The sequence below is a fragment of the Mesotoga sp. HF07.pep.5.2.highcov genome (assembly GCF_003666285.1).
Classification (GTDB): domain Bacteria; phylum Thermotogota; class Thermotogae; order Petrotogales; family Kosmotogaceae; genus Mesotoga; species Mesotoga prima.
Genome location: NZ_JFHJ01000415.1, coordinates 1 through 14,115 on the forward strand (window position 1 = coordinate 1; position 14,115 = coordinate 14,115).

The following is a 14,115-nucleotide window of genomic DNA, read 5'->3' on the forward strand; positions in this document are numbered from 1 at the left end:
TCCCGGAAATTATAACGAGGGTGATTTCACCCCCAGCTTGGCATAGATCTCCTCCTGCTTTTTAGTGACTTCTCCGATCATGCGGCCATGTTCGGGAGACTCAAACCTTTCAATGGTGTCAAGTTCGTCGAGGAGACCCTGCAATGTCCAGTTCTCGAAGAGACCGGTTTCTTGCATCTTCTTCTTTATGTAGGAAAGATAAATCAAGGCGACAAACTCGACAAACAGCTTTCCATTCAGTGATAGTTCTGAGGAAACCTGCATTCTACGGAAATTCAACCGGTCTTTAAGGTTCCCAAAACCCTTTTCCACTGTGTCTTTACTGCGATAGAGAGATAAGGCCTCGAAGGGATCGTTGACTTCGTTGGAAAGCAGTGCGAAATAGCCATAGTTTCTTGCCGCTTCACGCATCGCCTCTTCATTCGGTGTGATTTTCCTGAATTTACTGGTAACAGTAAAGTATTTGTCGTAGTCCTTCATGCGGTATTCTTCACGTGTGTTGTTCTTAAGGTCACTGTATAGTCTGCTCAGATAATCGTTCATCTCTGCCTGATCTTTGGCGGCCTTCTCGCCATTGTAGAAAAGATGAAGATATGCCCTTCTCTTCGAGCTTAATACGTCCCCTTTGTTTGGTCTTTCCTGCTCATAATCCCACTGGATTGTTCGGCACAAGCCATATACTCTGAACTGAGGTTGAAGATTTGACCACAGTTGAAGGTTCTCACGCTCTTCTTCTAGGATCTCTTTCACATAATTCAGATTCAGTTTGACACCAATGATGAACTTCTGGTGGTTCTTGAAGAGCAGGTTTATGTTCTCTCTGCTGTAAAAGCCTCTGTCAAGAAGGACACTTACCTTTTTGTATCCCATGACATTGAATTCAGCCATAAGCTGCTTGACTGTTTTCACGTCGGTGATATTGCCAGGGAGCTTCCGGTAGTAAAAGGGAAGTCCAGACTGTTCACCGAAGAGAAGGGCGAGGTTGATGTGAGGTAGTCTGTCGTACTCTTTGTTTCTTCCCTTCTTTACCTGACTCAGTGTCTCTGAATAACTGGAGATGGAAGTGATGTCAAAGGCCCAGTATTCTTTCTCAATTCTACGTCTACCTTGTTTCTTGAAGAACATCATCCTCTCTTCTTCGGAAATAGATTGAAACAGCTCACTACCGCGCTGTGATGGTATGTCTTCTCCATAAGGATGGGCATGCAATCTCTGCCAACGGGAAAACCTACTGAGGGAGTTATTCTCTTCGAGAATAAGATAATAGGCAACCGATAAAATCATTCTATAACGGTCGGGGAAACAGGCTTTCAAATCTGCCTCAACTTCTGTGATCTTTCCAACCTGATCGAGAAGATAGCAAGCACCATAGAAATCCCTGCGGATTTTGGTTATGGGAACTGGACCGGGCTTTTTCGAAATGCTATCCTTCCTGTATGACCTGGTCGGTACGATTTCTCCAGTACTTGTATTCAGCTTGCCGATTAAAGTTCTCTTGGCTCTGGACTGTTGTTTTTCCTTGTCCCAATAGGCTTGATTGTTGTATACATATGTGATTCCAGTTTTCTTGTTCTTTTGATAGACAATCCCCATCTCCTCACCTCGTTACATACATTATAATATATAACGAGGCATAAACCTAGAGAAAACAACCCTAACTCAGTCTTTTCAACCCTTTACAAGGTTTTCATCGTTAGACTTTTCGGGAACTTTGGGTTCAAAACAGTGGTTCAGCAGTGACTGGTAATTGGTATTCTCCAGTCTTTTCCGAAAGCTCTTTTGGATACTTTCATTTCGGGAGGAAACTGTTTGCGTTTGTACTCGCTCCTTCTCAAAAGAACAATGGACCGTTTAGCTGGCTGTTTAAATGTCTCACGCTTCCTACACGATATTGCACTGTTATTGGTAATCTGCCTGAATGAAGGCACTTCTTTCTGCGCCACGATGCATAACCGGGTATTGTCGACTGGAAGAGAAATTTCTTGAGTTAATAAAGATTTGTCGTGATGAAGCTTTGATAACTTTGACCCTGGCTTTTATTGAAAGAGGTTCGTCAATTTCGCAGAAGGCCTTTTGGCTAAAGACTCGTAGAGTGTGGCAAAATAGTTTCATGAGAGATTTCTTGTTGATTCTTAAGTGGCGAGGTGTCGAAGGGTTGAGAATGCTGACCCGTCAGGGAAAGAGAGCGTTTGTTGCTTCTTTTCTTGCTGTCGCATTCGTGATAATGATCGCTGTTCCGATTGCCTTCTACTTGAGAGGTTACCTCGTGCCGAATTTCTCCAGGGTCGCCGATCTCTCCGATCAGTTAAGGGAGCTGACGGGAATCGATCTAAAACTGATAGTTGTCTCATTCTTTTCGGCGATAATATTCTCAATACTTCTTGGGAGCGACCTTCCAATTGTAGTCTCAAACCTTTTCTTTTCTGAACGGGTTAAAATGCTGCTGAATTTGCCGGTAAGGACAGCCACTATTGCAAATGTTCAGTTGCTTGAAGTTCTGGCTGCGGGAGGATTGCCCATACTTCTTTTTGCGCCGGTCTTCATGGCCGCATTAAGAGGCTTGGGGTACTCGGACGGGAGATTCTGGATGGCCCTCGTCTTGCTCTTTGTCTTCGTGCTCAACACTCTGGCGATAACTGCGATAATCTCATTCGTGATTGTCTTTCTATCTAAGGGGCGCTTTCTTAAGACGCTTTCGGCTATGATGACCATGGTTACGCTTTTCGTTTTCATTTTCACATTGAGATTCATGGACTTTTCCGCAATTGATCTTGCAAAACCTGATCAGGTTGCAGAACAATTCGGCGGGCTTCAGAGCATTGTCACTTCCCCCTATCTTCCCTGGTCGCCCTTTGTAAGAGCAATTACGGGAGGTACAAGGATCTTGCCGTGTTCATAGTATCCTCGATAGGTATCTTTTCTTCTCTAGCACTGCTAGAAATCTTCCTTTACAGCAAGGTTCTCCAGAAGCTTATGACTAGACCAATCGGGAATGTGTCCCCGAAATCAAATGGAGATTTCAAAGTTCATGGATTGTTTTTGGGTCTGCTGATAAAGGATTCATTGTTGCTTCTTCGAGAGCCCAAACTCATGTTTGCAGTTCTGTATCCTTCACTGTTCGTCCCTGTGGTTGTCCTTGTCAACCCGGGTCTTCTAAGCAGCTTTGGTATTTTACAGCTGTTGGGTCTTATAGTTTTCCTCTTCAGTAACTACACAACTGTCTCTTCGACCGCACTTTTTGCTTTTGAGAGGCAACTTGGCGATACTTCATGGTTGTTTCCCATCAGGCGGGTCAAGACGATCTTATCGAAATCGTTCGTTATTACCTCTCTGTATTCTTTCGTCATTTTGCTTGTGGGTTTATACGTCTCCAACAACACTTCACAGTACGGGACTTTCATGATGAATTTCATTCTATTTATGATTCCTACGATCTTCGTTCTTTCATTGTTAGGGGGATTTCTCGAGAAGAGCTTTGGAACGAAGGATTCGAAGAACGTTTTTAAGGCACTAAGTCTTTCGGGTGCGATTCTATCTTTCCTTCTATCAACACTTCTCCCCGTTTTTTCAACGCTTCCAATGACCCTGTACATTTCCGGAAATATCGGTCTTTTTCTTAATTTCATGAATATCCCTATAGTTTCACCCTTTACCTGGCTCTTAGGACTTGTTTTGCCGGTTTCTCTCTGGGTCTCTATAGCCTGGGCATCGTTCAGATCACTGTGCTATAATTTTGTCTGAATGAGGATTTTGGAGGGATACGCTTGAAGGTTCAAGATGCAAAACACTTGAGTAAAATAATTATGGAGTCTGGAGAGATCCCGCTTCTCTGGGGCCACTTTGGGGTGGGAAAGACAGATCTCGCTAGGGAGATCGCATCCGAGACGGGCAGAGAACTGATAATTCTAGTGATTTCACAGATGGAGCCCGGTGATCTCATCGGAATGCCTTCAAGGGATGGAGAGCGGACACTGTTCTTAAGGCCCGACTGGTGGCCAACCGAAGGAAATGTCATATTGATGATAGATGAAGTGAACAGAGCTCACAGATCGATAAGAAATGCAATAATGCAGCTCTTAATAGATAGAAGAATACACAATCACTTTCTTCCGGAAGGAAGCTGGATAATGGCAGCGGCTAACCCGCCGGATGAGGAATACGATCAGGTAGAGCTAATAACTGACCCCGCCTTCATGTCGAGGTTCTTCCACATAGAGCTCACTCCAGATCCCGATGAGTGGCTTAAATGGGCTGAAATTCAGGGAATGCCAAGCAACGTGACGAATTTTATCAGGGAGTATCCGGAGTTTCTTTCGAGGGATACAATAGTTTCGATGCGTCTCGAGCTGAGGCCGAGCCCCCGTAGCTGGTATAAGCTTGGAAGAGTATTCGCAGACCTTTCAAGCGAAGAGATCGAGAGATACGGTTATGTAATAGCTGCCGGCATTGTTGGTCCCGAGGCGGCCAGGACTTTCATGAGCAAGATTCAAGGTAGCGAACTTCTCCCTTCTCCAAGAGCTCTCCTTCTTGATCTTGACGAGAACATTCTAGGGAGGCTTTCGGAGGGGGACATCTCATGGACCAGTGCCTCGGTGCTCCGTGTTACGAAGCATCTTTCTGAGCTAGATGATTTGCAAGTTCAGGAATACTTTCAGAACGTTCCGCTAATCGCCGGTAATCTTCTCAGAATTGGGAAAGTGATTCCAAAAGACTCATTCTTCTCGGTGATAAGGCACATTGTTCATCAGGTAGAAGGAGAGAAGGGACTGAAACGGGCTTTTTATGAGAATCTTCTTGAGGAACTGGCAATGGATCACGATGTTCTGAAATTCCTTCAGAGGAGCGAAAAGGATGATAAATGAGGAATTGATGGAACGGGCAGTCTTTGAATTGGGAAAAGACAGTCCTTTCTACAATTTTCTCCTCCTATTCATAGATAGAATCCCCTCGGTTGCAGTCAGAACGTTGAAACTACGAGTGAGTTCAAGAGGAAGGTTTCAGCTCCTATACAATCCAGATACTCTTCGAAATAAACCTCTGGCTTTCACAAAGGCATTACTAAAACATGAGTGTCTCCACATAGTAAATGGTCACATACTGATACCGGTAAGCAAGTCCAGAGAAAAAATGCTGTGGGATCTGTCGATGGACGCGGCCGTGAATCAGTTCATACGGGAACTCGATGCGTTCAGCCTCCCAATGGATTCGATTTTGAAAGAAGGCTGCGGGACCGACAACGAGAGGTTTTTCGTCGGACCTCCAATGCAGTATCCGGGAATGACGGCAGAGTTCTATCACGACTGGGGACTTGACTTCATGAAGAAGAACAAGACCATTGATCTCGAACTACTGGATTCAAATATCTCCAGGCCGGATTCACATGAGGACTTTGGCAAGTTCGAGCTTCCCAAGGAGTTTGTAGAGGATCTACTGAAGCAGGTGATCTCTGAGACTATGGAAAAGGCCAAGACCGGCATGCCAGAAGGTCTCGAGGGAGTTATGAAGCTGGTTCTCGACAATCCCGTTCTGGACTGGAGAAATATGATTCGACGTTTCTTTGGTTCCTCCATGCAGGTTGGAAGGTACAGAACTCCGATGAGGCCCAACCGAAGATATGATGATCAACCGGGATGGAGAAACGACTATGCGGCAAAGCTGGTAGTAGTGGTCGATACCAGTGGCAGCATTATCGAAGAGGAGTTCAACTCTTTCTTCAGTGAGATAGACGAAGTTACAAGAGTTACAGATTCCAGGGTCTGGCTGGTGCAGGTTGATGAGACGGTTCAGAGCGTGATGAAATATGGAAAGGGAATGTGGAGAGACCTTAAGCTCATGGGAAGAGGGGAAACTGATCTTCAGCCGGCCGTCGATTACGCTCAGGAAAAGCTGAGACCTGAAGGTCTCCTCCTCTTCACCGACGGGTTCACGGATTTGCCTACAGTTTCGAGAAGAGTATTGTTCGTTCTACCAAAGAGCCACAATTCAGATTTTGCTGAAGAAGCAAAATCAATATACGGACGTTCGTCGGTGGTGTTTCTTAAGTGACTTACTATTCCGGCCCCGAAAGCTACAGGGAAATTCTCAGGAGAGTCTACGAAGGAGTTGAAGACAGCTTCGCCTCGTGGGCAAAACTTGTCGGAGACCACTCTGATCGACTGGACAATGCTTTTGGCCACTTCATGACACTGGTAGTTCAGACTTCAAAAAGGAACGCTCCCGTTCTTTCGGTCTTTGTGGACAGCGAAGGCAGAGGTTATGTGGGTCTTTCAAACTCATCCCCATTTGAGACAGCAAGCGCCTTGTACCGGTTCCCAAACGAAGTCGAGAACCCGTTCATGGAAGCATTCGCCAGTTTCTTTGGGGACGAAACGGAACTGACATACCATCGAGCGATCTTTCAAAGTCCTTTGAAGCTTTACTTCCTTGCTTATTATGGTAATGAAAGGCTTCTACGTAAAGAGATTCTGAAGGACTCCCTGCGCGGAAAGGATTACTTCAGGCTGTCGGAAGTTATCGATGATACGCTGTTCTCTATTTGCAGAGAAAATTATAGAAAGTGGATTGAGTTCGACGACGGAGAAGTCCTTGTTTTTCCCTTTCAAAACATTCTAAAAATCGCCTTTGGTCTACCAAAGATAAATGAAAACATCGACCGTTCTATAACTATGGAGCTTTCAAGGTTGTTCAGGATCGAGGTAACAAAACAGTGTGACGTTCTCAGAAACTCGAGTGTAACTCCCGACATGAATATCTCGAGACCGGTTGCAACTGTTTTCGAGATAGATCTAGTAGACTCAAAGCCAGTATACGAAAGGCTTGAAGCATTCTACAAATACTACTCGAAATTCATATCTGAAACGATAGAAAGCATGTTGAGATTCATTCATACTGATTTTCCGCTGAGCAAATAGGTGGTGTGATTTGGCAAGGCAAACGCTTAAAATGTTCTATCCGATATCGATAAAGAATATTCGAAAGTTGAAGGCCGGAGACTTGATCGAATATACTGGTCAAGTTCTTCTTGCAGATGAAACTACTGTCGACAAATATAGAACGTACGAGAGACTGGAAGGTACACCGTTTTACAATCTTTCGAGAGAGCTCATTCTTTTCTGTACTCCATCAGAAGGGAGACTCAGCTCAGATTCAGTGAAGATTGATCTCGATGATCTTGAGTATCTCTTTATGTCGGGCATAACGGCGACCGTTGGGCTCAATGTCGAGGAGGAGGAAATAACGGCTTTGTACAAACGTTTCTCAAGAGTCAACCTCTCTCTATGCAATCGGACATCTCTATATCCGGTCGATTTGAATGAACCCGTTCCCGACGAAGTAGAATGCGGTATGAGTATATCGCTGAAAGATGTGCTTCTCTATGTCGATATTTCGAGTCGGGGGACGAAGTTTGGCAGTGAGGAAGATGGCTGACTTTAAGACACACATATACTGGGGTATCGCTTCCTACCCGATATTCACCTTGCTTTCACTGAGTGCTATCGAGCTCTTGCCAGTCCAACAGCTTCAGGATAGTAGCTTGATAGGTTCTGGGTACCTTCTCTATGTCCTTGGAAGCGATCTGCCCGACATAGATTCGAAAAGCGCGTTGATAAAGAGAATTATCGAAATACTAATCGCAAGCTTTGTTGCTTCTGCTCTTTACATTTCCATAATTTCGCCCAGGGTTCAGCCATTCCTGCTTTCCAGGCTTCCTTCACTGCCCGTGGCAGTTACGCTTTCCTTTTCACTTGCCATTATTTCCGGACTGGTTGTATCCAAACTGACAAACCTTCTCAGTCACAGAGGCTTCTTTCATACAGTATGGGGAAGTCTTCTATATGGGCTGGTAATCGAAAGTGTTGTGATTTTCAAACTGGAATCGTTTGGCGGTTCAATGAATCATACGGAGACAATCTTTCTGGGTATAGCCGGTTCAAGCGGCTACTGTCTACATCTGCTTCTTGATAAAATCCACGGGGTCAAAAGAACACGAAGATCCGACCCCGGGCAAGAGAGTAATACCATTCTGTAACTTCCGCCTGTTCCCGAGAAATTTCCGATGCTGCCAAAGATTGTCTTTACTTAATTATCGAACAGGGGCAGTTTAAAGCCCTCTTTATCGAGTCGTTCTATCAGTTCTTTCTGGAGTAGGACTGCCTTCTTCAGTTCTATTTCTGCCCGTAATAAGCATCTTTGCCGTGCTTCCGGAAATAGTGTTTGTTCATTATATACTCAGGAAGCACTTGCGTTTCCCCTTTGATCAAAAGCGTCAGGCATGCCATCTTTGCAATTTCCTCTAGAATTATGCTGTTCTTAACGGCATCCTTCACATCTTTTCCCCAGGTAAAAGGTGCGTGACCGGCTACCAGCACTCCGGGAGTTCTTTGGTAATCTCTAGTGGAAAAGGTCTCTCCTATTATCTTACCCGTATTTAGTTCGTAATCGTTTTCGACTTCTTCAGCTTTCAGAAATCTCGTGCAGGGCACTTCTTTGTAGAAGTGGTCTGCATGGGTCGTACCAAAGCATGGAATACTCCTACAAGCCTGCGCCCAAGCTGTTGCCCAGGTTGAATGAGTGTGAACTATTCCGCCTATTTCACGGAAGGATCTGTAGAGAAAGATGTGAGTCGGTGTATCTGAAGAAGGTTTAAGGCGACCTTCCACTACTCTTTCTTCGAGATCGACAACCACCATGTCGTCCGGCGAAAGTACGGAATAGTCTACCCCACTGGGTTTAATAACAACTAGACCTTCTTCTCTAGATATTGCGCTGGCATTTCCCCAGGTAAGCTTTACCAGTCCAGACTCACAGATAGCGATATTAGCCTTGTAGACTTCCTCCTTAAGCTTATTCAGCATATTCTCTTCCTTTCACATTCAGCGTGAGCAATTTCCATGACAGAGCTAAGGTCAAAGCTTCTTCAGTTTGTAGTATATTTCATTGTATCTAAGTTCCTTTTTGAACTCCCTAATGTCTGTATTTTCATCTATCACGACGATTTCAATCCCGAACATCTCACAAAGATCTTCAAGCTGTTCTGTGGTGACCGTGTAACTCATGCTTGAATGATGTGCCCCACCGGCCAGAATCCAGGCTGTTGCGGCAGTTGATAAATCAGGTTTCGGAATCCATAGGGCCCTTGCTACAGGCAGTTTGGGCATCGCTACCTCCTGCTTAACAACATCCAGCTCATTTACGATCATTCTGAATCTATCTCCGAATTCGACGATACAGGCCTGAACAGCGGGTCCCGCTTTCGCATTGAACACTAGCCTTGTCGGAGGTTCCTTACCTCCTATCGATAGAGGATGGACTTCTAAAGAAGGAGTACCGTCGGCTATCGATTCACATACCTCGAGCATGTGTGCCCCTAACTCCTTCACGTTTCCCGGTTCAAAGTGATATACGTAGTCTTCGATAAATGATGTTCCTTTATCGATGCCTTCGGCCATTACCTTCATGATTCTTACAAGGGCAGCCGATTTCCAGTCTCCCTCTCCTCCGAAGCCGTAACCGTCCCTCATAAGTCTTTGGACTGCTATCCCCGGAAGCTGTTTCATTCCGTGAAGATCTTCAAATGTAGTTGTGAACGCCTTGAAGCCACCATCTTCCAGAAACCTTCTCAAAGAGATTTCTATCCTTGCGGCTTCGCGAACTGAAGCCTGAAATTCTTCTTCAGAGACCGTCGATTTCACAACGGGATACTCTTTCAAGTATTCCTTAACTAGTTCCTCTGCTTCGCTTTTTTTCACTTTCTTGAAGTATCCTTCTATGTAATCTCCGACCGCAAAGCCATGGATTTCGTAACCGAAGTCGATCTGGGCGTCTACCTTGTTTCCTTCGGTAACGGCAACGTCCCGCATATTGTCTCCCAATCTTGCGACCTTGAGTCTATGTGCTTCATTCCAGCCTAGAGCCGCCCTAAGCCAGTCTTCAAGCTTTGCAATGACAGCCTTGTCCGTCCAGTGTCCGGCAATTACCTTGCGCTTCAGTTCTAGCCTTGTGGAGATGAATCCGAACTCCCTTCCCCCGTGAGCAGATTGGTTCGTATTCATGTAATCCATATCGATGGTATCCCACGGTATCTTCTGTTCGAACTGGGTATGGAGATGAAGAAAGGGTTTGTCAACGGATTTCAGACCGGCGATCCACATCTTCGCCGGTGAAAACGTATGCATCCATGCGATCAAACCGATGCATTTGTTGTTGGAGTTCGCTTCATCAATTGTTGCTTTTATCTGAATTGCATCTTTTAGCACGGGTTTCCACATGATTTTTGCTGGGGCAGTTATCTTCTCATTGAGAGCGTTCACTAGCTTTTTAGAGTTCTCTTCGACCTTTCTTAAAACTTCTTTACCATATAGCTCTTGGCTTCCCGTCAAAAACCAAACTTCAAGGCTATCTGTGCTGATGATAATCAGTCCTCCTTTTCGCAAAGAGATTGGTCACCCATGTTTATCCAAAAAGCATTGAAGCTTTAAGGCTACAAATAACGGTAGATTTTTGGAGCGCTTGAGACCAAAATATATTGATGGCTTTCGAGATTTCATTGCTTTGTCGTAACCTATGGATTTAGTTTCGTCAAGCATGAATGATTCTGCACCTCTTAACTCAGCCGACGCTTTGTTTCCGAAATCAATCAAGCCGTCTCATAACTCCCTCACCTGGCTTTGGAACCAGGTCCTCGAATCTGTCTAGGAGATTCATGATTTCCATTTCTTCTAGTGTTCTAGGAGCTGACACGAACAAATCTCATGCACATCTGCTCCCACTTACCTTAGAAAATCAGGAGAGGTTTCGAACATTTTGATTTGTCAATCGCATGAGGCGAAAAACTATATGAAGCTCATGCTTGGCCCGTGAAATTCCACGAATCTAACATGAAGCTAGTCTCCTTACCTTGAGTCAATAGGCTTCATCGAACTCGGCCGTCTTAAACTTTTCAATGTCTTAGTGCGCTAAATGAGAACTTAACAGTTCCGAACAAACGGATCCAGAGTATCTTTTAAGCTCTTCGACCAGCTAGACGGAGACCATTCAGCGATAAATCGATAACGACCTCTCTAAAAAGCCTTCTGTGCATCGGCCGATGACTTTCAGCTACTTACTTCGAGCTTCAAGTTTCCTCAAAAGATCGTTTCCCGTCTCAACTCTTATTGCTGGTATACATTCTCACCGCTTAGACCATCTTCACATAGTCTCCTTGGTTTTCTCGTACAGCTCCCGGAAAAGAGAATACTGTTTCTCGTAGATCTCCCTATGGTTTGGGTCGGGGCTAATCGGATCTCTGAATTTGACCCAGTCTTTGATTCTTTCGGGTTTATCTATGAGCCCAACTCCAAGGCCTGCGAGGAATGCGTCACCGAAAGGCGCCTCAACGAGACTGGATACCTGTCTCATCTTATATCCCGTAATATCGGCAAAGATCTTGTTCCAAACCGTAGATTTGGCCACTCCGCCGACTATCCAGCATTCATCGTCAAGTTTCAATCCAGCCTTGATTCCATTTTCCATGTTGTGCCTCAGTGCGTATGCAGCACCTTCCATGAGAGCCTTGTACATATGCGCTCTTGTGTGAACAAGAGTCACTCCAAAGAAAACCCCCTTGGCAAAAGGATCCCAAATCGGAGAACGCTCACCCATGAAATACGGGAGGACTATTAGTCCATCGCTTCCGGCTGGAATCTTTTCAACTTCCCTATCCAGCAACTGGTAAGGAGACGTTCCAGTTCTTTTTCCGACAGACTCTTCGCTGTCTGCGAATTCATCCTTGAACCATTTTGCAAGAGCTCCCGTGGTTGCCGAGCCTCCAAAAGAGTAGATTCTTTCGGTATCGTGAACCACATATGGAAAACTGACCAGACCAAACGGCATTTCCTTTCCATCGTGGACCGTCCCCCAGCACGTAGAAGTCCCTACCATCGCAACATGTTCACCCTCTTCGAGTGCTCCTGCGGAAAGCTGGGCAACCGGCGCATCTATGCCCCCTGAAACGACTGGAGTTCCTTCGAGCAGACCACACAACTTCGAGCTTTCGGCAGTTACTCTGCCAACGATATCGCTAGACTTCACGATTCTTTCTGGAAGAAGTTCCATTGGTATTCCCAGAGCTTCGCACATCTCCCTGGACCACGTCAATTTCCTTATATCGAAGACGCCTCCAATATTTCCTGCAGAGGAATAATCGATCGCGTCTTCACCCGTAAGCAGATAAACCACATAGTCTTTCGGCGTCACAAATTCATAAGTCTTTTTCCAGACTTCCGGTCTGTTGTCTCTGAGCCACATGATTTTTGTGAAGCCGTAATAAGAATCTACATAGTTTCCCGTTATTGAGAAGATTTTCTCCTCAGGAATGTTTTCCTTCACCCAGCTTGTCTGAGCGGTCGCCCGTCGATCCATCCAGATCAGGCATGGATGTAGTGGCTTCATCTCTCTATCAACGGGAATGCCGGATCCACCGTAAAGGCCACTGATAGCTAATCCGGCGATTTCCTTCTTTGTAACATCCGCTTTTTCAGCAACTTCCCTTATTGTGTCGAAAGCGGCCTTTGCCCAGACATCTGGCCATTGCTCGGCCCAATTTGAACCTGGCTTTATTACGTCGTACTCCCTTTGAGCTTCTAAGAGGACCTCTCCTCTTTCATTCACCAGTACGCTCTTCGTCCCCTGAGTTCCAATGTCACATCCGATTAAGTACATACATATCACCTTCTAGATTTCGTCATTTTCATGCCTTAACCAAGATTGTATCTCATCCAATCCAGGTTCGCCGGAACCGAACACTTCGCCTTCCTTCCAGGGTCTTACAGACCACTTTCCAGCGAGAACTCGATTACATTTGCCGACATCGGATCGAGTTTAAGGAACATCTCCGTAGAACAGTTATCTAACACCTTTTTTTGAACTCTTATTCGATCTGGATTGTCAAAATCGTTCATCTCATCGGGAGCGGAACCGGTCAGCACATTTAGAACCGCCCTCTTCTTGACCTCGATTCCCGATAGATCCAGACGTACTTCCTCTTCCCTTTGGTAGTAGTTAATTAGCGCGACGCTTAGAACTTGTTTCTCTTCGTCATAGGTTGCCGACCCGTCAACATAAGGTACGCCGCTCAGCTTGAAGCTGTTTCGTCCCTCAACGAAGGTTCTCGTATTGATGTCGTAGGTATCGCAGTCTACCGCCATGTTTAGTCTAGTTCTACCGGTGTGATTAACGAAGAGGTCGAAAGCATGGTAAATGGGAGTGAGAACCATTTCATCTCCCTTCGTTTTTATCATGCCCAGAGCGTTTACCATCTGAGCAAGATTGGCCATTTGCACGGTATCGGCCATTCTATGCATGACCACAAAGATTCCCGCCGCAAAGAGGCCGTCCTTCAGGGCATAGGGTTCTTCAAGTAGAACGATGCCCTTGTCCATGCCTTCCTTTTCCGCGCTTATCTTGTACCATACATTCCACTCGTCAAAAGAAATCTTCACATGATCGAGGCGCAGGTGCTTTATCAGCGCTTCGAGTAGTCTCAGTCTCTGTTCGCAATAGTAGACGGAGGCTACTGTTCCAAGATAATCATCGGACCCGTGATATTCGTGGATCGAGATGTAATCTATCAAATGCCCCGCGTGTTTCAAAACCGTCAGATCCCAGTTGGGGTCGTCTGCACCGACTGCTATCACCTTTATTGATCGATCTACGCCCTTCATGAACTGGGTGTACTGACGAAGTTTCTCGGCGTATTCAGCCGCACTGCAATGACCCACCTGCCACGGTCCGTATACTTCGTTCCCGATTCCCCAATACTTTACACCGTAAGGTTCTGGGTGACCGTTTTCTTTCCTCATTCTGGAGTACTTCGTAGGGGTGTCCAGATTACAGTATTCTAGCCAGGAGATCGCCTCGTCGAGAGTAGCGGTTCCCAAACTGACTGCTAGGTAAGGCTCGGTGTCAATCTCTCTGCAGTACTGTATGAACTCATCTGTACCGAATCTGTTTGATTCCACACCTCCCCAAATGTAGTTCGGGAGCTGGGGACGCTTCTCGAGAGGGCCGATCCCGTCTTCCCAGTGATAGGCAGACACGAAGTTACCGCCGGGCCATCTAAGAATTGGGCACTTGATT

At 45.6% G+C, this 14,115-nt stretch carries 12 protein-coding genes; 7 read left to right on the plus strand and 5 right to left on the minus strand.

The features are described from left to right. Positions 1-9 precede the first annotated feature (9 nt). Positions 10-1,593: an IS1634 family transposase gene (locus tag BG32_RS08740; protein WP_121526690.1), complete on the minus strand. Its 1,584-nt coding sequence runs from the start codon at positions 1,591-1,593 to the stop codon at positions 10-12. Positions 1,594-2,125: 532 nt separating this feature from the next. Here BG32_RS08740 and BG32_RS16520 point away from each other — a divergent pair. From BG32_RS16520 to BG32_RS08775, 7 genes are read left to right on the plus strand one after another with little or no spacing between them, the layout of a single operon-like run. Further along, entirely contained in the window at positions 2,126-2,899 is a 774-nt protein-coding gene (locus BG32_RS16520; protein WP_259459632.1) for a hypothetical protein, read from the plus strand. Beyond that, positions 2,890-3,741 (plus strand): hypothetical protein, encoded by an 852-nt coding sequence (locus BG32_RS16525; RefSeq protein WP_259459633.1) that lies wholly within the window; start codon positions 2,890-2,892, stop codon positions 3,739-3,741. Before BG32_RS16520 ends, BG32_RS16525 begins: the two co-directional genes overlap by 10 nt. A 23-nt stretch (positions 3,742-3,764) precedes the next feature. Next, a complete protein-coding gene (locus BG32_RS08755; RefSeq protein ID WP_014731612.1) occupies positions 3,765-4,862 on the plus strand; it encodes an AAA family ATPase in 1,098 nt (365 codons plus the stop codon). Beyond that, positions 4,852-6,045, plus strand: a complete 1,194-nt coding sequence (locus BG32_RS08760) for a VWA-like domain-containing protein (RefSeq protein ID WP_014731613.1) — start codon at positions 4,852-4,854, stop codon at positions 6,043-6,045. Before BG32_RS08755 ends, BG32_RS08760 begins: the two co-directional genes overlap by 11 nt. After that, complete coding sequence (locus tag BG32_RS08765; protein ID WP_014731614.1) at positions 6,042-6,911, plus strand: DUF4895 domain-containing protein; 870 nt, start codon at positions 6,042-6,044, stop codon at positions 6,909-6,911. The genes BG32_RS08760 and BG32_RS08765 overlap by 4 nt, the downstream gene beginning before the upstream one ends. A 10-nt stretch (positions 6,912-6,921) precedes the next feature. Then, positions 6,922-7,428: a hypothetical protein gene (locus BG32_RS08770; protein WP_014731615.1), complete on the plus strand. Its 507-nt coding sequence runs from the start codon at positions 6,922-6,924 to the stop codon at positions 7,426-7,428. Further along, the gene (locus BG32_RS08775) at positions 7,412-8,029 is read left to right on the plus strand and encodes a metal-dependent hydrolase (protein WP_236609259.1); all 618 of its coding nucleotides are present in this window, start codon (positions 7,412-7,414) and stop codon (positions 8,027-8,029) included. Before BG32_RS08770 ends, BG32_RS08775 begins: the two co-directional genes overlap by 17 nt. Positions 8,030-8,165: 136 nt before the next feature. Here BG32_RS08775 and BG32_RS08780 read toward each other — a convergent pair whose 3' ends face one another. The 4 genes from BG32_RS08780 to BG32_RS08800 form a co-directional block, all read right to left on the minus strand. Next, positions 8,166-8,855: an L-ribulose-5-phosphate 4-epimerase gene (locus BG32_RS08780; protein ID WP_014731617.1), complete on the minus strand. Its 690-nt coding sequence runs from the start codon at positions 8,853-8,855 to the stop codon at positions 8,166-8,168. A gap of 51 nt (positions 8,856-8,906) precedes the next feature. Next, the gene (gene araA / locus BG32_RS08785) at positions 8,907-10,412 is read right to left on the minus strand and encodes an L-arabinose isomerase (protein ID WP_041928474.1); all 1,506 of its coding nucleotides are present in this window, start codon (positions 10,410-10,412) and stop codon (positions 8,907-8,909) included. Between the two features lie 775 nt (positions 10,413-11,187). Continuing rightward, positions 11,188-12,699 (minus strand): FGGY-family carbohydrate kinase, encoded by a 1,512-nt coding sequence (locus BG32_RS08795; RefSeq protein ID WP_121526691.1) that lies wholly within the window; start codon positions 12,697-12,699, stop codon positions 11,188-11,190. Between the two features lie 104 nt (positions 12,700-12,803). Continuing rightward, positions 12,804-14,115, minus strand: a 1,312-nt coding sequence (locus BG32_RS08800) for an alpha-N-arabinofuranosidase (protein WP_121526692.1), incomplete at its 5' end; no start/stop codon positions are given.